Annotated in this window: 17 protein-coding genes and 1 tRNA gene; 12 read left to right on the forward strand and 6 right to left on the reverse strand. The window is 52.2% G+C overall.

The window, feature by feature from the left end:
* Window positions 1-212: 212 nt before the first annotated feature.
* On the reverse strand, window positions 213-1325 hold the full coding sequence (locus AC812_RS08075; RefSeq protein ID WP_061918303.1) for an ABC transporter ATP-binding protein: 1113 nt from the start codon (window positions 1323-1325) through the stop codon (window positions 213-215).
* Window positions 1326-1482: 157 nt separating this feature from the next.
* Here AC812_RS08075 and AC812_RS08080 point away from each other — a divergent pair, with 157 nt between their 5' ends.
* The 5 genes from AC812_RS08080 (at window position 1483) to AC812_RS08100 (ending at window position 8458) form a co-directional block, all read left to right on the forward strand.
* A complete protein-coding gene (locus AC812_RS08080) occupies window positions 1483-2607 on the forward strand; it encodes a Rossmann-fold NAD(P)-binding domain-containing protein (protein ID WP_061918305.1) in 1125 nt (374 codons plus the stop codon).
* Window positions 2608-2639: 32 nt separating this feature from the next.
* Window positions 2640-3770, forward strand: a complete 1131-nt coding sequence (locus AC812_RS08085; protein ID WP_061918307.1) for a Rossmann-fold NAD(P)-binding domain-containing protein — start codon at window positions 2640-2642, stop codon at window positions 3768-3770.
* Window positions 3771-3864: 94 nt separating this feature from the next.
* Window positions 3865-4674, forward strand: coding sequence for an Fpg/Nei family DNA glycosylase (locus tag AC812_RS08090; protein WP_061918309.1), 810 nt, complete (start codon window positions 3865-3867; stop codon window positions 4672-4674).
* Window positions 4675-4824: 150 nt separating this feature from the next.
* Window positions 4825-6639 carry an ABC transporter ATP-binding protein gene (locus AC812_RS08095; RefSeq protein ID WP_061918311.1) on the forward strand — a complete coding sequence of 605 codons (1815 nt, stop codon included), beginning with the start codon at window positions 4825-4827 and terminating at the stop codon, window positions 6637-6639.
* On the forward strand, window positions 6629-8458 hold the full coding sequence (locus AC812_RS08100; RefSeq protein WP_114676117.1) for an ABC transporter ATP-binding protein: 1830 nt from the start codon (window positions 6629-6631) through the stop codon (window positions 8456-8458). Before AC812_RS08095 ends, AC812_RS08100 begins: the two co-directional genes overlap by 11 nt.
* A 70-nt stretch (window positions 8459-8528) precedes the next feature.
* On the opposite strand, the gene AC812_RS08105 is transcribed toward AC812_RS08100, so the two are convergent.
* The 3 genes from AC812_RS08105 to AC812_RS08115 all read right to left on the reverse strand — a co-directional run bounded on the left by AC812_RS08105 (window position 8529) and on the right by AC812_RS08115 (window position 10560).
* Window positions 8529-9740 carry an NBR1-Ig-like domain-containing protein gene (locus tag AC812_RS08105; protein WP_061918315.1) on the reverse strand — a complete coding sequence of 404 codons (1212 nt, stop codon included), beginning with the start codon at window positions 9738-9740 and terminating at the stop codon, window positions 8529-8531.
* 96 nt (window positions 9741-9836) lie between these two features.
* On the reverse strand, window positions 9837-10376 hold the full coding sequence (locus tag AC812_RS08110) for a DUF1360 domain-containing protein (protein WP_061918317.1): 540 nt from the start codon (window positions 10374-10376) through the stop codon (window positions 9837-9839).
* Between the two features lie 112 nt (window positions 10377-10488).
* Window positions 10489-10560: transfer RNA gene (locus AC812_RS08115), tRNA-Met, on the reverse strand.
* 227 nt (window positions 10561-10787) lie between these two features.
* Here AC812_RS08115 and AC812_RS08120 point away from each other — a divergent pair.
* The 6 genes from AC812_RS08120 (at window position 10788) to AC812_RS08145 (ending at window position 18286) form a co-directional block, all read left to right on the forward strand.
* Window positions 10788-12317, forward strand: coding sequence for a class I adenylate-forming enzyme family protein (locus tag AC812_RS08120; protein WP_061918319.1), 1530 nt, complete (start codon window positions 10788-10790; stop codon window positions 12315-12317).
* An 81-nt stretch (window positions 12318-12398) separates the two neighbouring features.
* Window positions 12399-13505, forward strand: coding sequence for a M24 family metallopeptidase (locus AC812_RS08125; RefSeq protein WP_236839270.1), 1107 nt, complete (start codon window positions 12399-12401; stop codon window positions 13503-13505).
* Between the two features lie 3 nt (window positions 13506-13508).
* Window positions 13509-14276, forward strand: a complete 768-nt coding sequence (locus AC812_RS08130) for an alpha/beta hydrolase (RefSeq protein ID WP_061918321.1) — start codon at window positions 13509-13511, stop codon at window positions 14274-14276.
* Window positions 14277-14294: 18 nt separating this feature from the next.
* Entirely contained in the window at window positions 14295-14930 is a 636-nt protein-coding gene (locus AC812_RS08135; protein ID WP_061918322.1) for an MBL fold metallo-hydrolase, read from the forward strand.
* 2 nt (window positions 14931-14932) lie between these two features.
* The gene (locus AC812_RS08140) at window positions 14933-16120 is read left to right on the forward strand and encodes a DUF2029 domain-containing protein (protein WP_061918324.1); all 1188 of its coding nucleotides are present in this window, start codon (window positions 14933-14935) and stop codon (window positions 16118-16120) included.
* 108 nt (window positions 16121-16228) lie between these two features.
* Entirely contained in the window at window positions 16229-18286 is a 2058-nt protein-coding gene (locus AC812_RS08145) for a M6 family metallopeptidase (RefSeq protein WP_061918326.1), read from the forward strand.
* Between the two features lie 57 nt (window positions 18287-18343).
* Here the strand turns inward: AC812_RS08145 and AC812_RS08150 are convergent, their stop codons facing one another.
* Window positions 18344-18568, reverse strand: coding sequence for a YtxH domain-containing protein (locus AC812_RS08150; protein WP_061918328.1), 225 nt, complete (start codon window positions 18566-18568; stop codon window positions 18344-18346).
* A gap of 63 nt (window positions 18569-18631) precedes the next feature.
* Window positions 18632-19618 (reverse strand): phosphatase PAP2 family protein, encoded by a 987-nt coding sequence (locus AC812_RS08155; RefSeq protein ID WP_061918330.1) that lies wholly within the window; start codon window positions 19616-19618, stop codon window positions 18632-18634.
* 82 nt (window positions 19619-19700) lie between these two features.
* Between AC812_RS08155 and AC812_RS08160 the strand changes: the two genes are divergently transcribed.
* Window positions 19701-22067 carry a transglutaminase TgpA family protein gene (locus tag AC812_RS08160; protein ID WP_145962577.1) on the forward strand — a complete coding sequence of 789 codons (2367 nt, stop codon included), beginning with the start codon at window positions 19701-19703 and terminating at the stop codon, window positions 22065-22067.
* The last annotated feature ends 10 nt before the right edge of the window (window positions 22068-22077 follow it).

Consider the following 22077-nt stretch of genomic DNA (forward strand, 5'->3'; position numbering starts at 1 on the left):
AACGAGACGCGCGATTAGACATATTTCTCCTCCTGATCATTTTGGAATCAAACAAGGTTAATCTTATCAAAAGTACTTCCCCATAATCCATTAAGCGATGTTAAGGATTGGTAAAGGATTAGCAAAACCCGCATTTAAATTTTCTTAATCACAGCGAAGTAAAAAAAGAGATGAGCAACAGGTTTGTGCTCATCTCTTTGCTGGAAAAACTCTCAGCGGATTGCTACCGGATTTTCACGGTCGGATGCCGGATCGAACAGGTGGAAATTATCCATGTTGAAGACCAGCTGCACCTTATCCCCAATGTGGAAGCGAGTGCGCGGGTCAACGCGAGCCACAAAATTGTGTTTACCGCTGACCATGTAGAGGAAGATTTCATTTCCCATCAGTTCGGTAACATCCACTTTGCACTCAACCGATGCTGCATGGATGCCCGGCGGAGCGAATTGAGGATTGTGGATATCCTCCGGTCGAATCCCGAAGATCACCTCACGCCCGGCGAAGGGAGCATAGGTCTTCACCCGGTCTTCCGGGATCTTGACCGCAAAATCGCCAGTATCCACAAACAAATCGTTTCCATCTTTCCGGAGGTGGGCCGGGAAGAAATTCATGGATGGTGATCCAATAAATCCAGCAACGAACAGATTAGCGGGTTTATCATACAGATTTTGGGGGGTGTCCAATTGCTGCAAAATCCCTTTGTTCATCACCGCGATGCGAGTTGCCATCGTCATGGCCTCGACCTGATCATGGGTCACGTAGATAAAGGTAGTTTGCAGCCGTTGATGAAGCTTGCTAATCTCCGCCCGTGTCTGAACGCGCAATTTGGCGTCCAGGTTGGAAAGCGGCTCATCGAACAGGAATACCTTGGGTTCACGCACGATGGCACGCCCCACCGCCACACGCTGGCGCTGACCGCCGGACAATTCGCGCGGCTTCCGTTTGAGCAGATGCTCAATTCCCAAAATTGCCGCTGCTTCTTCTACTCTCCGTTGAATCTCTTGCTTGGGAACTTTGCGGAGCTTCAGACCAAACGCCATGTTGTCGAACACCGTCATGTGCGGGTAAAGCGCATACGACTGAAACACCATGGCAATGTCGCGATCTTTGGGCGGCACATCGTTGACCACTCGATCGCCAATCTTGACCTGTCCGTCGGTGACCTCTTCCAGCCCCGCCAGACAGCGCAGTGCGGTGGTTTTGCCGCAACCGGATGGCCCAACCAGCACCAAAAACTCTTTGTCTTCGATGTGGATGTTCAGGTCATTGAGTGCGACAAAATCACCAAACTTTTTCCAGACATGATCGTACGTAACACTAGCCATGAAAAACCAACCTCCTTCCGGAAAGAATATCGTGATTTGATTATAGCCCCTCTAGACAAAAAATACAATTGACAGGCGGCATGATATTTCATATTCACTTGGGGGATCCGATTTCTGGTAAACTTATCCTATACCGTTCAAAAATCAGGAAATTCTTATGCCAGAAAACCTTCGTTTTGGTCTCGCCAGAATGCACGTTGAGGCGGGTGAAGTGCGAGACTTTTTACCCTCCTTAATGACCCACATCGCCAACTGGGGTGGTGAGGTGGTTCTGGAGCATGGCTATGGCTCCGGTATGGGCCTGAGCGAGAAGGATTATCACGATGCCTGTCCCTCTGTGCGCTTTGCCTCTCACGAAGAAGTCTATCAACAGGATCTCGTGCTGGTGCTGCGCTACCCGGACGAAAACATCCTCAAAACAATGCGCAAAGGCGCCTGCCTGATCTCCATGATCCACTTTCCGACCCGTCCGCAGCGGATTGAATTCCTCAGGTCGCTGCAAATCGAAGCCATTTCGCTCGACTCGATTAAAGATGACACCGGCCGCCGTCTGGTAGAAAACCTACGAATGGTGGCGTGGAACGGTGTTGAGGTAGCCTTCCGGGTATTGCGGGAAATCTATCCCGCGCCCGGGTTTGAAAGCCCCCATCGTCCTCCCATCCATGTCACCTTGTTGGGAAGCGGGGCGGTGGGTATGCATGTGATGCCAGCTGCCATTCGTTACGGCAATGAGGGACTCTGGCGCAAAATGGTCGAAAAAGGGGTGCCGGGTGTTCAGGTTACCGCTGTGGATTATGACCTCACCCGCCATTACGCCTTCATGCAAAACCTTTTACGCCAGACCGACCTTTTGATTGATGCCACTCAACGTCCAGACCCTTCACGCCCGGTTATTCCGAATGATTGGATCGCTTTCATGGCACCCCACGCCGTCCTGCTCGACCTCTCGGTTGATCCGTATGAGTGCGAGCAGCCGCCTTTCACCGTCAAAGGGATCGAAGGCATCCCGCATGGCAATCTCGACCAATACGTCTTTCCACCCAACGACCCGGCTTATGAGAAAATTCCAGCGTGTATTCCTACCCGCAACCGGCGCTTTGCAGTTTCCTGCTACTCCTGGCCTGGCATTACCCCCCGTAAGTGCATGGAAATCTACGGTATTCAAATTGCCCCCTTGTTGAGAACCATCCTAAGCGCGGGTGGAGTTCAACAAATCAATCCTCAGGGTACGTATTTTCATCGGGCGCTCAGCCGCGCAATGCTTTCCCGCTGGGTACATTAAGTCTGCTTAATATTACAAGGAGGAAAGAAATCATGCCTGTCATCAAAAGTATCGGATTCCCGCGGATGAAAAAAGAACCGGGAGAGAAGCGGGTTTTTCTGCCCGAATTCATCCAGTTTCTGGCGAATCACGGCGTCAACATCGTTTTGGAAGATGGTTACGGATCGCGATCCGGTTTTACCTTTGATGATTATCAACAGGGCAATCCTCGTATCCGCAGAGCCAGCCGCGAGGAAACCTTTGCACAGGAAATGGTAATTGTCTTACGATCGCCCACTTTGGAAGAATTCCAATTATTAAAGCCGGGTGCAATTTTGTTTTCCATGTTGCACTATCCCACCCGCCCCCTACGGGTTCAGGCATTACGCGAACTGGGAATTCGCGCCATTTCAATGGACAGTGTCGTGGACGACAACAACATTCGATTGATTGAAAACATGAAGGCGGTTGCCTGGAATGGCCTGGAAGCAGCCTATGATGTGCTGGAAAAACGTTGGCCGGGGTTAATCAGACCGGATGGTCAACCCATCCGTGCTTTAATTCTTGGGGTTGGCATGGTTGGCAAGCACGGTGTAGAAGCTGCCACAAAACTGGGCAATATCGAACGTAACAATGATCATATCCGGGCAGGCGGGCCGGGGGTGATTGCTCAGGTTGTCGGCCGCAACGTGACCTGTCAGGCTCATCTGATGCAATCTCTCTTTCAAATTTCGGATATTCTGGTTGACGCCACTCAGCGCTGGGATACCAGCAAACCGGTTGTGCCTAATCAATGGATTGCCTGGCTGCCCGACCACGCCGTCATCGCAGACCTGGCGGTTGATCCCTATACCATGAATGTGACGCCGCCGGTGGTAAGGGGAATTGAAGGTATCCCAATGGGTAATTTAGACCAGTATATTTTCCATCCAGATGATCCAAACTGGACAAAAACCATCCCTGAAGGAATTCCAACCACCCACCGCCGGACGACGGTAACCTGCTACTCCTGGCCGGGCATTCATCCGGAAGCCTGTATGCGCCATTATGCTCAACAAATCCAGCCACTCATGGAAGTGCTGCTCGAAAAAGGCTATGAAAACCTCTCCCTGAAAGGCTCGTACTTTGAACGGGCGCTCTACCGGGCTACGTTACATGGCTGGTTGGCAATGAAAGGCGAGTAAATCATCGCCTTTGCCGGGTGGTATTCCAATTAACCAAAATTAGAACTTAAGTGCTAAAATAAGTAATCTCTAATCCCAACCGGAGTACTGCCCCATGCCTGAATTACCCGAAATTGCCTCGCGCGCCCGGCAGATGAACACCGAGCTTCACGGTAAAGTAATCAGCAGCGTCGAAGTTATCCAACCCAAATGCCTGAATCTGCCCATTGAGGAGTTTCAATCCGCATTGTGCGGTTGTTTCATCCGAGAAGTCACCTATCACGGCAAATGGTTATTCGTGCATCTCCATCAGGGCTGGCTGCTCTTGAATCTGGGCATGGGCGGCGAGATCCTCCTGGTGACCCGTTCTTCTCTGCCCGAAAAATACCGCCTTATTCTGGATTTCCCGGATGGTAGTTGTCTCTCGATCAACTTCTGGTGGTTTGGCTACGCCCATTATGTTCCCGAAAATGGTTTGGAACATCATCCAATGATCCGAAAATTGGGTCCGAATGCCCTCGATCTGAATGCAAGTGACTTAAAGAGATTACTCCACGGACGAACTGGCCAGTTAAAGTCCTTTTTGCTGGATCAAAGCCGGATCGCCGGTATTGGTAATGCCTATATTCACGATATTCTTTTTCTCGCTCAATTGCATCCACTGCGCTCCATCAAGTCGCTAACCGATTACGAAATTGAAAAGCTGTCCAACGCCATTCAAACCGGGCTGCGCACCAGCCTTGAAAAAAATGGTGCGTTCTACGAAGTGGATTTGCATGGTTGGAGCGGCTCTTTTACAATGGACGATATCTTGATCGGTTACAAGGAGGGTAAACCCTGCCCTCAATGCCAGACACCGATTCAGAAGATCAGGACCGGCAGCACCAGCAGTTTTATCTGCCCGGTTTGTCAGCCCCTGTTTTGATACCTTCCATTAGCAGAATTTCCCACCCGTTTGGTCAGGTTTTGATGACCGATGGACTGATTGCAAATTCACCGGCATGCGTTATACTGGACGAACTCACATTTTTCCATGTGATTGTTTTTTGTTAAACCTCACCGGAGGCAGGATAAATTGACAGTATCCGAAGCAGTTTTGAATTATGACCTGAAGCGCGCTGTCCACACCAATCGTCTGAAGGGTCTTTGGCGATTGATGCGCGGCTTCCGCAAACTCTACATCGCAGCAACTCTGAGTCTGGGAATCTCGGCGGTTGCCAAAACGCTCACCTACCTGTTGCTGCGTTATTTTGTTGATGACTATCTGGTTGCCGGAAGCGCAGCCCTGACCCTGCCGGCGATTGCCCTGGGCTTTATTTTGCTGGCCGGCCTGGAGGGTGGTTTTTCATTTCTCAGCGGAAAACTGGCTGCCCAAACCGCCGAGGGTATCACCCGCCGCCTGCGCAATTACCTCTTCGACCACATCCAGCGATTGACCTTTACTTACCATTCTCGGATGGAAACGGGAGAGCTGATTCAACGGTCAACCTCCGATGTGGATGCTCTGCGGCGGTTCTTCGCCGATCAGGCCATCGGTATTGGGCGGATTATTTTACTCTTCGTGATCAACTTCATCGCCCTGCTTCAACTGAATGTAAAACTGGCTTTGATCTCGGTGATCGTCGTGCCGGTGATTGTGGGGATTTCCCTGATCTTTTTCCGCAAAATTTCCAAAGCCTACGAGGAGTATCAAACTCAGGATGCGGTGCTTTCGACCACCCTGCAGGAAAACCTGACGGGTATCCGCGTGGTCAAAGCCTTCGCCCGTCAGGAATACGAGATCGGAAAATTCGAACGGGACAATTGGGAAAAATTCCTGCGCGGCAAAAAATTGCTCAAAATGCACTCCCTCTTTTGGCCAATTTCCGACACAATTTGCAACCTGCAAATTCTGGTAGGTTATCTGGTTGGCGCGTTGATGGCCATCAATGGCGAAATCACCGTCGGTACTTTCCTGGCCTATGCTGGACTGATTGTGTGGATCATCTTCCCCATGCGCAACCTGGGACGCCTGATCGTCCAGACTTCCACCGGTATGGTTTCATACAATCGGGTCATGGAAATCATCAAGCAGGATCGCGAGTCGTTAGAAACCGGAAAACACCGTCCTAAAAGCGACATTCTCGGGAAGATCGAATTTGAACAGGTAGGTTTTGCATACGATGACGGCAACGTTGCTCTGGAAGACATCACCTTTAAGTGTGAGCCCGGTCAGGTCGTGGCTTTATTGGGCTCCACCGGTTCAGGCAAAACCACCCTGGTTAACTTGCTGCCTCGATTTTACGAATATACCTCAGGCCGGATTTTGCTGGATGACATTGAACTCAAGCGCTATCCCCGCCTGTTCTTGCGCCAGCAAATCGGAATTGTCGAACAAGAGCCTTTTCTCTTCTCGCGTACCATTCGCGAAAATATCACCTATGGGGTCGGCAGGGAAGTGCCGCAATCTGAAGTGGAAGCCGCCGCCAAAGCTGCTGCCATTCACGATATTATCCTCACCTTTGAAAAGGGTTACAACACCCTTGTCGGTGAAAAAGGGGTTACCCTCTCTGGCGGTCAAAAGCAACGGGTGGCGATTGCCCGAACCTTGTTGAAAAATCCACGAATTTTGATTCTGGATGACTCCACCTCGGCGGTGGATACCGAAACCGAGGCCGAGATTCGCGAAGCTTTACAAAACTTGATGAAGGGACGAACCACCTTCATCATAGCGCATCGCATTCAAAGCATCATGGATGCCGACTTGATTCTTGTATTGGACAAGGGCCGCATCGTCCAGCGCGGACGACATGCCGACCTGGTACGACAGGACGGTATTTACCGCCAGATTTACGAAATTCAGACCCGTATTGATGACGAACTGGAAAAGGAGATCGCCAGTGTCAGTTGAATACTTTGAAGAAGAAGAATTTAAGACCCAATTCAACGGTCAAACTTTACGGCGCATTCTTGCGTTGACCCGTCCACACTGGCGCTGGGTGGTCGGCTTTCTGGTCACAATTGCGCTGGTGAGCTCGTTGGATTCAATTTTCACGTACCTCAGCAAACTGATTATTGACAACGGTATTCTCGCTCAAAACCGCAGTGAATTGTACCGCTTGTTAATTATCTACGGTTCGCTGGGTTTCGTTCAGGCAAGCGGTGTGTTTGGTTTTATCTACCTTGCCGGCGTATTGGGTGAGCGGGTTCGCTACGATCTGCGCCAGAAGATGTTCAACCACCTGCAGGGACTTTCGCTTTCCTACTTCAGTCGCACGCCGGTTGGCTGGATCATGTCACGCGTCACTTCGGACAGCGAAAGAGTTGCCGATCTGGTCACGTGGGGATTACTGGATGTAACCTGGGGGATGATGAATATCATCACCGCCATGGGTTTCATGCTGTTCATCAATTGGAAACTGGCGCTGATCGTTTTGGGAATTCTGCCAATATTATTTTACGTTGCCTATGAGTTTCGCAAACGGATTTTGGGAGAATTCCGCAACGTGCGCAAAGTCAACTCAAAAATCACTGGGGCGTTCAACGAAAATATCACCGGCGTCCGGGTGGTTAAAGCCCTTTGCCGCGAGGATGCCAATCTGGAGGAATTTAAAGCGCTTACGGCGGATATGTACCGTTCTTCCTACCGTGCAGCATGGCTCAGTGCGCTCTTCCTTCCCAGCGTTCAGCTGGTTTCAGCCATTGCGTTGGCTGCAATTGTCTGGTATGGCGGCTGGCAGGTGCAGGTTGGCGGCATGACCGTAGGCGGTATTCAGGCATTCGTTTCTTACGTCACCTTCATGATGTGGCCAATTCAGGATTTGGCGCGGGTATTTGCCGAGATGCAGCATGCAATTGCCTCCGGCGAACGCATCTTCTCCATGATTGATGCCGTGCCGGATGTCAAAGATTTACCGGGGGCTTACGACCCCGGCACCATTCAGGGCGATATCGAGTTTGACAACGTCACGTTCTACTACGATGAAGGTGACAAAAAGCCTGTTTTGGAAAACTTCTCGCTGCATGTCAAACGTGGCGAAACCATTGCGCTGGTCGGCGAAACTGGCGGGGGAAAGACCACCATTGTCAACCTGATCTGCCGTTTTTACGAACCTAAATCGGGTAGTATTCGGATTGGTGGGAAAGATTACCGCGAATATTCTTTACACGCCATTCAATCCCGCATTGGCATGGTGCTGCAAACCCCGCATCTCTTTTCCGGTACCATTCGCGAGAATATCCGTTATGGCCGGCTGGACGCCACCGATGAAGAAATTGTGGAAGCGGCTAAACTGGCTGGCGCTCACGATTTCATCATCAAGTTGAAAAAAGGTTATGATGAAGAGGTAGGCGAGGGCGGTAATCTCCTCTCGGTCGGCCAAAAGCAGTTGATCAGCCTGGCGCGGGCCGTCCTGGCCAAACCAGAGGTGTTCATCATGGACGAAGCCACCAGCTCGGTGGACACCCTCACCGAAGCCCTGATTCAACGCGGCATGGAGATGATGATGAAAGGGCGGACCAGCTTCGTCATTGCCCACCGTCTTTCCACCATCAAACGCGCTGACCGCATTCTGGTCATTGAGCAGGGAAAAATCGCCGAGATGGGCTCTCATGCTGAATTACTCCGCAAGCGCGGAAAGTACTACTCACTCTACACCAAGCAGTTCCGTCATCAAATGGAGCAGGATCTCGATCCCTTCTCTCAACCGGAACAACTGGCAGCGGCCTGATAAACACAATCCCCGCACGGCAGAAAACCGGCGGGGATTGTTTTTTTATACCTGCAATCTCAGGGCTACTTTACGGCGTAACTGTCTGTATTGAAGGGACAAACCACACCGCATCTACCGGCCCCTTACTGTTCTTGTTGGTAACTCCCAGGATGAACTGGACATTCTTACCAACAAACGCGCTCAGGTCAAGGTCAATCTGTGTCCATTTACCATCGAGGGTTTCGCTCCACTTGCCCAGATTTTCAATGTTACCGTTGTCAATCCGGTAATCGAGACTGAACTGCACCTCGCAGGTGGTGTTACCATCCAGACAGGCAACCCACGCTTTGAAACGGTCACCACTCTGAATATTGCGCGCCGGGTAGAACCCCTGCATCCAATCGTTCGGGTTGGCAAGGTGGATCCAAAGCGCCCGTTCATTTTCCTGACGTCCACCTTCAATCTTCGGGTTGAGCAATACGGCTGCCCATTGAGCCTCGCTCTGGCTGACATTGGCACACGGGCGGGCTACCTTACCGGCATTGCTTGACCAATCGGCCTGACAAATGCTGGCGACAAAGTCCAACGGATAGATAGCGGATGGAACGTCATCGCTTTTGTAACCGGAAACCTTAATGCTCACCCAGAAGGGTTTATCCTGATTCGGGCCCAATCCAAAGGTGCGGCCAGAAGCATCGCGTAGCATCCAGTTAGCCTTGTAAGAGCCGGCTTTGGTCGGGGCAACCAGTTCCACCGAGAGATCCACCGTTTCACCCGGCCGTACATCACCCTTCAATGAGACCGATGCCGGTGCACTCATCGAGGCACCATCCACAAACACCAGTGCGTAATCTTTTGTCCAGGTACAGGTGCCCTCGTTTTTCAAACGCCAGGTCTTGGTAAACTTCTGACCGCCGATCAATTCGCTGCCATCCGGAATGGTTACATCCTTCACGAAGGAAGCCGCATTACAGGGTATCGGTTTCGGTGTGGGTGTGGCGGTAGGCAGCACAACCGTGGGCGTAGGCTGAACAGGTGTATTCTGCGCCTCCGTGGCAACCGCTGTGGGTTGCTGGGGCGTGGGTGTATTCTGCTGGCTGGCGATTTGAGTCGCCTGCGCAATCAGCGTTTCAAACGCTTGTTGGGTCATCACAGCCGCAACCGTCTGCATGACGGCCGTCTGCTGTACGCTTTGAGCGTCTTTCCCGCCATCTTGCGGTCCCAGCAGCAATCCGCAGGCAGACAGCAGAACTGCCAGCAGGCTCAAAGCCATCATCAAAGGAAACACTTTCTTAAACATGGTTTTTTACTCCTACATCCAAAAAATGCTGCATTTATTATGCATCATCAGGACGAAGGAGATAATGAAATAGTTCCCCCCAAAGGAACTGGAATATCAGTCGGTTTGATCCTCCTCTGAACGGTCGTTAAAGATGCGCCCCGCGCGAGCGCGGTTGAGCGTGCCAGTCCAGCAGAAGGCTTCGGTTGCATTGTGAATTAATTCTGCCCCGCCAATGGCTGCTGTCATGACCAGAAAAGCATGCGTAGGACCGGGAAAGTAATACATCAGTACAACCAGCCCCGCTGCCACCCAGGTACCGGCACAAATCGGGCAGGAGATGAGCTGACCAAAGGCACGTTGCACTCCCCGGCCTTTTGGAACAACGGTATTTCCGGCACCGGTTATATCCCTGACCGTTCGGGTAAATGGTGCTCGGAAAGGTTCGGCAACCCGGTCATAAGCAATCAGGCGTCCCAGCCGAAAAGTCGCAAAGGAAAGCAAGGCCCAGTCGAGCCAGTCTATCCGAAAGTTTTCGATCCCCCCACCACCCAGGTTTGCTCCAACCGTAACAAACCAGAAAATTCCGCCCAGGAAAATAACCGTCAGTAGAACTTTGGTAATTGCTTCAGCCAGTTGGGAATTGGGGCTTTGCATAGTACAGGAAACCTCCGCCAACGAAAATGGACTGCCCCTGCTGGAAAAGATGCACGGCAAAGGGAATGTTTGAGGCAATTTTACTTCAATTTTGGAAAAAAAATAAAAAAGGTGGCAAGGGTGGGGGTCGAACCCACGACCAAGGGCTTATGAGTCCCCTGCTCTACCACTGAGCTACCTTGCCAGCGCACGAAAGTTTACTATGAAGTTTTTCTTTTGTCAACAAAAATTTTTGCTCCACCATCAAACCAGCGGTTAAAGCACCCGGCATTCCAATCAACCTCTGCTCGATTAAATAATTTTTAATCCTTGAAATTGCCCCCCCAAATTCGTTAAACTAAACATATCTTTCACGCCTCGTCCTCCCCTTGGCCAGTCCCCCATCATTCAATCTATATCCAGGAGAACAAGATGAATTTTTTAACTTTTAACGATATGTTGCGTCGTATGGCATGGCGGCTTCCGGAACACCCGTTCGTTTACTGGAGTGACCGCAACCGCTCCATCACATACGCCGAAGGCGAATTGATCAGCGATGCTGTGGCCGGGGCATTGGCCGACCTGGGCGTGCAGAAAGGCGACCGGGTTGGCATTTTTGCTCACAACGGTTTAGACTATGTCATGGCTATGTTTGGGGCGTGGAAACTGGGCGCCATTTCAGATCACATCAATGTTTTGCAGGCCGAAAATCTGGCCTGGTTTGTTCAGGATTCTACTCCCAGTGTTTTGATTTACACCGGCGACTTGCACGAAGTAGTCGAACGTAACCGCTCGCAGATGCCCTCGGTGCACCATTATATTTGTCTGGATGGCGAACACCCCGGCTCGTTGGATTGGAATGCGCTGGTGGCAGCCGAGCTCAAACCACCCGCAGTTCGGGTGGATGGAGAGGATGCTGCTCATCTTTCTTACACCTCCGGCTCATCCGGTAAACCCAAAGGCGCCATACTTGCCCATGGTTACACTGCCCGCGCCACTCACTGCATCGCCGAGCGGTTGCAACTGAGCAAGGAAGATGTGTCCTTCGGGCCGACTTCGTTGGCCAGTTCGTATCATCTGGTGGGCAATTTGCTACCCGGCATTCACCGCGGCGTGTATATCGGTGTGCGCACCCGTTGGAATGTCGAAACAGCCTGGAATGAAATGGAGCAGCGCGGGGTTACGTTTATGGTGGCAAATCCCCTGCTTTTGAACGACCTTCTGTTGCATTGTAGAAAGGTGGGACGCAAACCGGCTGCTTTGCGTTTTGTGGTTTCAGGCGGTGCGCCGGTTCCTCCCGAGTTGAAAAAGGCCTATCAAGAAGAATTGGGTGCCCCGCTGGTCGAGTCCTACGGTCAATCCGAGCTGGGTGGGTTTGTTGCCCTGGGCTACCCGCGTCCCGAACAGGGATCGAAATTCGCCGCCATCGGGCCGGAGCTGCCCGATCGCGAGGTTCGCATCGCTGACGAGCAGGATAATGAAGTCCCCATCGGAACACCCGGCGAGATTCTCATCCGCGGGGGTGTGATGATCGGCTACCACAACCTGCCCGAAAAAACCGCCGAAGCCCTGCGAAACGGCTGGCTGCACACCGGCGATATGGGGGTGATGGACGAGGACGGCTATATCCGTCTGGTGGGACGCTGGAGTGAGCGGATTTTGATGCACGGCAAAGTCATCTTCCCCCGCCCCCTGGAAGAGGCCCTCCTGCGCCACCCTGCCGTCCGCTATGCCTGTGTCATTGCCAAAAAAGATCCGCAGGCCGGCCAGGTGCCGAAAGCAATCGTTGAACTGTACCCTGATGCCAGCGCCACGCCGGAAGAATTGATGGAACACTGCAATGCCGTATTGGGTGAAGAGAACACCATACGAGTGATTGAGATCATCCCTCAAATGCCCATGACCCCAACCGGCAAAATTGGGCGGGCCGATTTACAGGTGCGCGAAGACCAGTTAGCCTGAGCATTGAACACAGGATTTAGCCGCCCCTGCTGAAAAACCATTCAGCAGGGGTTGGATTATAATTTGCTCAGGAGGTAACCCGTGACCAATGATCGCCTTGCCCGCCTGATTGCTTTGATGAACGCCGCCAGTCTGGATGCAATTGCGCTAAACCCCAGCCCCTCGCTGGTTTACCTGACCGGCCTGCATTTCCATTTGAGTGAACGCCCAACCACGCTGATCATTGCACCGCCCTATCCCCCGTTGCTGATTGTGCCTGAATTAGAGTTCGAAAAGGGACGGCAATCCAGACTGCCCCTTCAGCTCATTCCCTTTGGAGAGAACCCCGCTGAATGGGAAAAGGCTTTTCAGCAGGCTGCCGAGACCTGCCGGTTGGACGGCAAAGTGGTCGGCGTAGAACCAGCTCGCTTCCGTTTTCTGGAATGGCAGTTCATCAGCAACGCAGCCCGCGAGGTGCGTGTGGTATCGGCTGAACCGGCTTTAAGCGTGCTTCGTCTACGTAAAGATGAACAGGAACTGGCTGCCATGCGCCGTGCCGTGCAGATTGCCGAGCAGGCTTTTGAACAAACCCTGCCGCTGATTAAGCCAGGTATTACCGAGCGCGAACTGGCAGCCGAGTTAACCGTTGCGCTGCTGCGTTGTGGTTCCGCGCCCGAATTGCCTTTTGCACCCATCGTCGCATTTGGCGCCAACAGCGCAAACCCCCACGCTGTTCCGGGCGATACGCCGCTGAAACCCGGTGAGCTGGTTCTGTTTGATTGGGGCGCTTCGTATCAGGATTACTTTTCGGATATTACCCGCACCCTGGCACTGGGCGACCCCGGCGAGGAACTTCGCCGGATTTATCAGGTGGTACTGCAGGCCAATCAGCAGGGACGAGCCACCGGGAAACCGGGCGTACCGGCAGGTGCAATTGACCGGGCTGCCCGGCAGGTGATTGAGCAAGCCGGCTACGGCGAGTTTTTCATCCACCGTACCGGCCACGGTTTAGGAATGGAAAGCCACGAACCACCCTACCTCTATGCCGAAAACCCGCTCTCGCTAGAAAGCGGAATGGTCTATACCGTGGAACCGGGTATTTACCTGCCCGGCAAGGGTGGGGTGCGGATCGAAGATGACGTGGTCATCACCTCCGATGGCTGCCAATCCTTGACCACCCTTCCCCGTGAATTAATCCTTCTGGATTAAGCCATGCAGAAATCAACCATCACGATGACCGGCGCAGAACCATTCTTTTTTCCATCTGGTAAGGTGGGTTGCCTGCTGGTGCATGGCCTGACCGGCACACCCAAAGAGATGCGCTGGATGGGAGAATACCTGCATCAGCGCGGCATCAGTGTCATGGGCATTCGTCTGGCTGGTCATGCCACTGACCCAGCCGACCTGCCGCGCACCCGCTGGCGGGACTGGCTGGCCAGCGTGGAGGATGGATTTCATCTGCTAAGCGGTGCATGTGAGCAAATTTTTCTGGCAGGTTTATCGCTGGGCGGGGCGCTGAGCCTTTATGCAGCTTCCTATTTACCGGCACAGGGGGTCATTTCCATCTCCGCACCTTATCAACTCCCGCCGGACTGGCGTTTGAACTTCATTCATCTCATCAAGCATCTTCAGCCGCGCGTCCCCAAAGGCCCACCGGACTGGCACAATCCTCAGGCCGCCGCCGATCATCTTGAATACCCCGATTACCCCACCGCCTCCATCGCCGAACTACGCGATTTGCTGGCCGAGCTCCGGCAAATCTTGCCTCATGTCAACCTTCCGGCGCTGATCGTCCATTCCCGCGCCGACCAGGGTGTATCGCCGGAAAATGCCATTAAAATCCTTAATGCGCTGGGCAGCCCGCAAAAAGAAATCCTGTGGGTGGAAAACAGCGGACATGTGGTGGTACGCGAGCCAGACCGTCAGATGGTGTTTGAACGGGTATGCCGGTTCATTCAATCCCATACCCCTTCCGAATAAAATCAAAGGAGCAGCCCCTTGACACTCGAAATCCTCACTTTTTCATTAGGCCCTCTGGACAACAACACGTATTTACTGGTGGATACAGCCACAAACCAGGCCGTCATTGTTGACCCGACTTTTGACAGCCATCGAATCGCCGAAATCATCCTGGATCGTCGGATAGACCTGACCCAGATCTGGTTGACCCACGCCCATTTTGATCATATCGCCGGCGCGAAACTGTTTTCGCAATTCCGCGAACCGCCTTTGCCGATTGGCATTCACCCGGACGATCTGGAACTTTACCGCTCCGGCGGCGGAGCCGGCTTGTTTGGCATTCAAATGCCGGAAATGCCTCAGCCCAGCCTGTTTTTTGAACATGGACAAATCCTGCAGGTGGGAGAAGAGGAAATCGAAGTGCGCCACACCCCCGGTCACAGCCGCGGACATGTCATTTTTTATGCTGCCCAGGCTAATGCAGCCATCGTCGGCGACCTGATTTTTCAAAACGCAGTCGGGCGAACCGACTTACCCGGTGGCAGCAGCACCCAATTACTAAAGTCTATTTACCAGCAGGTCTTGAGCCTTCCGCCCGAAACCCGCTTGCTGCCCGGCCACGGCCCGGAAACCACCGTTCAAGAAGAAGCCGACAATAATCCGTATTTGAATTGAAGATGGCCTCCGATCAGGAATGGATTAAGGAGAACAAGCATTACCTTTTACCTTTTCTTTTCTTTTTTTCGCGAATTATTCTGTTCCTTACACTCGTCCCTTATGGGTATTATGGAATCGGCGACTTAGACGTATACCGGGAATGGACTGCTCTTCCGGGTTGGCCGTACCTGGATTACTGGGTAGAATATCCGCCTTTGTTTCCTTTCCTCAGTGAAATCCTTTTCCGTGTAGTTGGGGAACAGAGTTTTTTATATGATTTCCTCATGGCACTGGTGTTGGCATTTGCCGGTGCTGTTACCCTGTTCCTGTTTCAAAAAATCGCCTCACGGCTTTACGATGATAGGGTGAGCCAGATTCGCAGCCTTATTTTATTCGGAATTCTGGTCGTTCTTCCCTATACATGGTGGTATGCTGACTTAATTACTTTAGCATTGATGATGGCCGGTATCTGGTCAATTCTAGAAAAAAAGGACAAATTCGCTGGCTTATGGATTGGATTGGGAATGCTGGCAAAGTGGTTTCCCGTATTTTTGTTACCAGCGCTAATCCGCCAGCGCTCACTCAAGAATATATTTCAGTTGACGAGCATTGCTTTGGTAGTCGTTCTCATAGTATTCGCCATTCTCTACGTGGTTTCCCCGGAAATGACCACGGCTTCGTTGATGGCACAACCGGCAAGATCCTCGTGGCAAACCATTTGGGCACTGATGGATAGAAACCTGACTACCGGCGCTTACCTGACAACCGAACAACGCTTGGACCCCGTCCAAAGCACTATCCCGACTCGAAACCCGCCAGTCGTACCCCCTTTGCTTACCCTCCCGATTTTCTGCGGCATTGGGATTATTCTTTTAGCCCAACAATCTCAAACCAGTGATTTCAATTATCTTATGAATATTGGGGTCGTATGGATACTCTTTTTGCTCTGGTCGCCGGGCTGGAGTTCGCAGTGGGTTTTGTATATTTTACCTTTGTTGCTGTTGACGCTCCCGCTAAGCACAGGGGTATTACTTTCATTGCTTCTCGTCACAATCAATTTGATTGAGTTTCCTTTCTTGCTGGGAAGAAACGTACCAGCATCCCTATGGGTTTTAGTCCCAATCCGTACCCTGATGCTCATCATAATGTTAATTCTGTGGTTAATGATGCCTAAATATATTCCGGAGCAATTCCAGCACACAAGATAATCCATTAGACAACAAGACTTTTAGGATTGTCTAGAAATAAGACCTTTTGTTATGATTGGATATGTTTAATCTTTTAGATAAATTTTTGCACTAAAAAGTGAGATCCTCATGAACACCTCCTCCCGTACCTTACTGATCGTCCTTCTGGTTATCATTGTCCTGTGTATATGCCTGTGCGGCGCAGCCGTGCTGACCGGCGCTGTGGGCTTTCTGATTTTCAATTCCGAATCGAACAGCCCAGATAATTCACCTGTCTTTGAATTCACACCCCCTTTCGAGGACTGGCGCGAGATCATCCCCACCCTGCCGGATATTGATCCTCCCCCGCTGGTTGCTACCCCGTCCGGTCAACCGGCCGGCGACGGCGCTTATGAGACCCTGCGCAGCCTCCAACAGGCTTTGGTCCCGGTCAATGACCCGCGAGAACTGGCCCAGCGGCTGGGCGGCAAAGGCGAAATTCCCGAAACCGTCCCCTATGGCGGTCCCTTTCAGGTTGGCGATCGCAAGAAGTTCTGGGTCACCAATGTGGATACCACCGAGAACTTTCAGGTCGAAGCCGTGCTGCGCTATGTAACGGATAGCGCCTATTTCTGGATCGAGGACGGTGTATCCTACAACCAATCTGCCCTGCGCCGTCTTGCCGAAACCTTCAATGATCAAATTGTGCCGACCAATCGCGAATTTTTCGGGATGGAGTGGAACCCGGGCGTAGATAACGACCCACGTTTATTCGTACTCTACACGCGCGGCGCCGGCCGGAACATTGCCGGTTACTTTTCCTCGGCCGATTCTGTGCATCCCCTGGCGCACCAGTACTCCAATGCCCACGAAATGTTCATCCTCAGCGCCGATAACGCCGGACTGGAGGAGGAATTCACCTACGGTGTGTTGGCGCATGAATTTCAGCACATGATTCACTGGTACCGCGACCGCAACGAAGAAACCTGGCTGAACGAAGGTTTCTCCGAACTGGCTGCTTTTCTCAACGGATACGACCCCGGTGGTTTTGATTTCATCTTCTCGACGAATCCCGATCACCAGCTCAACGACTGGCCAACCGACTCAAGCGCCACCACCCCTTATTATGGCGCATCCTTCCTGTTCGTCAATTACTTCCTTGAAAGATTTGGCGAAGAAGCCACCAAATCGTTGGTTGCCCATCCCGATAACGGGCTGGACAGCATAGATACCGTGCTGGCCAATTTGAATGAGATTGACCCGCTGACCGGTCAACTCATTCAGGCCGACGATGTCTTTGTGGATTGGACACTGACCAATTACCTGAATGACCCCCAAATTGGCGACGGCCGCTTTGCCTACACCCAATACCGCAGCGCTCCAACCGTCAACGATACCGAAGTATTCACCGCCTGCGACGGACGCAGCCAGAGCCGCACAGTCCGTCAATATGGAGCGGATTACATCCGCTTCAACTGTCAGGGCAGTTTCACACTCGAATTTCAGGGCAGCAGCGAGGTCGGAGTTCTTCCAACCGATGCCTATTCGGGTGATTACGCTTTCTGGTCAAATAAAGGCGATGAATCAAACATGACCCTGACCCGTGAGTTTGATTTTACCGGGGTCAGCGCACCCATTCAACTTTCCTACCGAACCTGGTATGATCTTGAGGAGGATTACGACTACCTGTACCTGGTCGCCTCTGAGGATAACGGCCAGACCTGGCAAATCCTGACCACGCCTTCCTGCACCACCGAAAACCCCTCCGGAAACAGTTATGGCTGCGGCTACAACGGTAAAACCAACGGCTACATCCAGGAGATAGTTGATCTTTCCCGTTTTGCTGGTCAGAAAGTTTTACTGCGCTTTGAATACGTAACCGATGCAGCCGTGAACGGCGAGGGATTGCTGCTGGACGATGTGTCCATTCCGGCAATCAACTACTTCACCGATTTTGAGACCGATGAAGGCGGCTGGCAGGCCAACGGCTTTGTGCGCATTCAAAACCGTCTACCGCAGACCTTCCGCCTTTCGCTGATTTACCTCGGTTCAAACCCGCGAGTGGAGTACCTGACGGTCGCTCCCAGTCAGTCCTTGCGTCACACGGTTGATCTGGAAACCCCAACTGAACCGGTGGTTCTGGTGGTCAGCGGGACAACCCGCTTTACCCGCCAACCAGCCTCCTACACCTTCAGCGCTCAACGGTAAAAACAAAAAGGACTGCCGGAAACCGCGGCAGTCCTTTATCGTTTAATGCCCTTTACTCTACTCCAGTTGAATCCTTCCCTGTCGCAGGCGGTTCAACTCTTCCTCCAATTCTTTGCGGCGTTGTTCCGCTGCTGTACGCACCTCACCGCTCAGCCGGTCAATCGTTTCACTGAGTTGCTGCTGAAATTGCCTGCCGGATGCCGGCGCAAAGAGCAAAGCCAGTGTACCCCCGACCAAACCGCCGATCAACACACCAACCAAAAAACTGACCAGACGACGCATCGTTTCCTCCTTTTTTACTTAATTCCTCAATCTTCTTCGATTATAACTGGAACTGTGATCTTTTCAAATTCGCCTTGCCAGATTCAGCCGTAAAAACAAAAAGGGAGCAGCCGCTGAAATCCAAAATCCAATCAGGCTATATCGCAAGAAACGGAAACCATAGCCGACCATCTCCGGCTCACGCGGAAACAGCGCACCCAGGCCGGCGTACAAAACCAGCACGCCCGCAATCCCGATCAAAAAACGCCCACTGAGCTGAAGTGGACTGCCGGTGACATTCATCAATCCGCCGCTACGCAGCATCAAAATCAGGCCGGTGAGAAAACCCAGCCAGGTACCGCCTACCGTAAAAAAGGGCGCCAGCGTGAGAGGATTAATTGGATCCTGCGGGGCGGCCAGCAGAGCAGTCTGACCCCATTCTGGCGGCAACGACCAACGGCTTACCCCCAATAAGACCAGAAAGCCGCTCAGCAAAATCACCAGGGAACTGGCCAGCGCCACCGTGAATTGACGGCTGGGGTTAAGACCATTGAACCAGCGAATAACCGGCTTTTCCAGTTGAAGATAAGCCGTCAACAACAAACCACCCACCCCCCAGCCGACCAAAACATCACTGGGGAAATGCACCCCTAACACCATTCGCGAAAGTCCAATCAACAGGATGAGAAGAACCGCCAGCCAGCGGAACCACGTTTTGCGGATCTTAACCGCTGCCAACCCCCACAAACTGGCGGCATTTTGAGCATGACCGGAAGGCATCCCAAAGGAGGTTTCACTGCTGAAGGCTCGCACGGTTGAATCTATCCAGTAAGGCCGCGGCGAATGAAACGCCAGTTTCAAAGCGGAATTGAAGACATTACTGAAAATCAGCATTACCCCAATTCGCAGCCCCAACCCGGCGTCCACACACCAGTACAGAAGGGGAATGATCAAAAGGTAAAATTCTTCATTGCCCAAAAAAGTGATACCCTTAAAAAGTGAGACCAATCCGCCTAACCCGCCTTGAAGGCTTTGTATAAAATCAAGTTCACTCAAGAGAAATGGGTCCATTGTCTTAATTCCTGCAATGAAGTGATTGACTTATCCAAACATGCAACCTTAAACCCCGCCATTGACGGATAAAGCAAAAGTATTGTACACTAAAATCATGCTCAACAACTCAAAACGCTGGTGGGATCTTTTATCGGTATCCCTTTTCCTGGCAGCGTTAATTACCGTTACCTACCGATTAGCGGATACCCGCTGGACCGATCATCTTGAAATTGTGATTGGACTGGCTTTTATCGGTGCGTTATTGGGTCTGGCTCTGGGGTACAGCCGGTTCAGCCCTCAAACAGTCGGGGTTTTCGGCCTGATATTCACCCTCTTTTTTGTCACCTGGCAATTGGGGGAACTGACTCCCAGCAACTACATCTGGTTAGAGCGTTTGTGGCTGCTGGGTGACCGGATGTGGCAAAATCTGGTTCTCTTTTTACGAAACCAGCCGCTCAACGACTCCATCCTCTTCCTTGCCAACATGGCGCTGCTTTTTTGGCTGGTCGGCATATCCACTGGTTACCAGCTCACCCGCTATGGAAAGCCATGGCAGGGATTGATTGTTTTAGGAATTGCGCTGGTAGTCATTGATCTCTATCATCCTCCGCTGGCACAGAGCGGTGTGGCGACCGGCGTATTTGCGGTTTTGGCGTTGCTCCTGTTCAGCCGCCTGAATTACCTCAAAAACGCCCGCCAATGGGAAGATGAACAAATTGGCGTGGACACCGACACCGGATTCAATCTGATTCGCAGCAGTTTGATCATTCTGATCGTGGTGGTGTTTTTCGCCTGGAACGCTCCCCGGATCGTGCGCGCCGTGGTACCCAACACCCCCGAACGGCAGCGAATGATTCAATCCCTGCAATCCCTGCGGGAACGTTTTCAAAACGTGACTAACCCGTTGAGAGGTTCGGTTGCCGTGCCGGATGAATTTTATGCGGATGAGTATGCCCTTGGAACCGGCAGCCAGTTGACCGACGCAACCGTCTTTACCGTTCAAGCCAGTATCACTCAAAGAATTGGAGTGCCTTACTACTGGCGAATTCGCAGTTATGATACCTATGAGAATGGACGTTGGGAAAGCACCGTAACGAACCGACAGCCGTTGCGGGTCGGCTCACCCCCGCTGGATTATCCCCAATATAGTCGGCGACTTAACGTACGTTTCGACTTCCGTCCGGTACGCAACCTGAGCATGGTCTACGTGCCGGGTTTGCCCGTTGGGATTAACCACAATGTTGAACTGATTTATGACGGCTCAGAGCTCGGAAAGATTGAAGATGTAGTGACCGTCCTGGCTGACCCCGATATCCCACCCGGCAGCACGTATCAGGTAACCTCTTCGATTGCTTCTCCAACCATTGCTGCCATGCGCGAAGCCGGCGAGGAATACCCTCAATGGGTAACCGACCGCTATCTGCAATTACCTCCGGATTTACCCCAAAGTATCCGCGACCTTGCTGCGGAAATCACCGCTGGGCTGGAAACACCCTACGATAAAGCCGCCGCCATCACTCTCTGGTTGAGAGAAAATATCGCCTATTCGGCAACCATCCCCAATCCCCCAGCCGGAAGAGACCCGGTGGAATGGGTGTTGTTCGAGCATAAACAGGCTTTTTGTAATTACTACGCATCGGCCGAGGTGCTGATGCTGCGTTCATTGGGTATTCCAGCCCGTTGGGTCATCGGCTACGCGCAAGGTTTTTTGGATGAAGAGGAAGACCTTTATTGGGTTCGGGACCTGGACCGCCACGCCTGGCCGGAGGTTTTCTTTCCGGGAATTGGGTGGGTGGAGTTTGAACCAACCGCTTTTCAGGCCGCGATTGAACGCCCCAGCGGTTCAAATGCCGAGGACCGCACTCCCTTGCCTCAGCCCAATCCTAATCAACCGCAACTACTGGATGATTTCGAAGAAGCCACCCAACCGGAAGAAAATCAGGCTTCTTCCCCGATCAATTTGCAGACCACCCCCCTGGTCAGCGCCACACTGATCATCTTGGGTCTTCTCATCGCAGGAATAATCATTTTCTTGCTAGCAGCCAATGGCCGTCGCCGGCGCTGGTTTCCTCAACAGAGTTTGCCGCTATTTTTGGAAACCAACCTGCGTAAACGAGGCTGGCGCATTCCTCGCTGGTTACAACAATGGTCTTATTACAGCCAGTTATCCCCCATCCAACGCTCCTTTTACAGCATCCATTGGCTCTGCCGATTGTTGAAAATTCCCATTTCCCCCGCTCAAACGCCAGCAGAACAAGTCCAAACCCTGATGCACTACTTACCGGAATGTGAGCCGGCTGCTCTTCAGTTGCTGCAAGAGTACCAGAAAATTGCCTACAGCCCTTACCCGGCGGATGCGGGCACCGCCCAACAATCTGCCCGCCTGATTTGGAAACTTGCATTCCAAAAACGCGGTAAAATCATTCTGGCAAAGCTGAGAGGGAGGCCACTCGAAAGCAGCGCTTAAATTTCTGTTC

The organism is Bellilinea caldifistulae (assembly GCF_001306055.1).
In the GTDB taxonomy this organism is placed as follows: domain Bacteria; phylum Chloroflexota; class Anaerolineae; order Anaerolineales; family Anaerolineaceae; genus Bellilinea; species Bellilinea caldifistulae.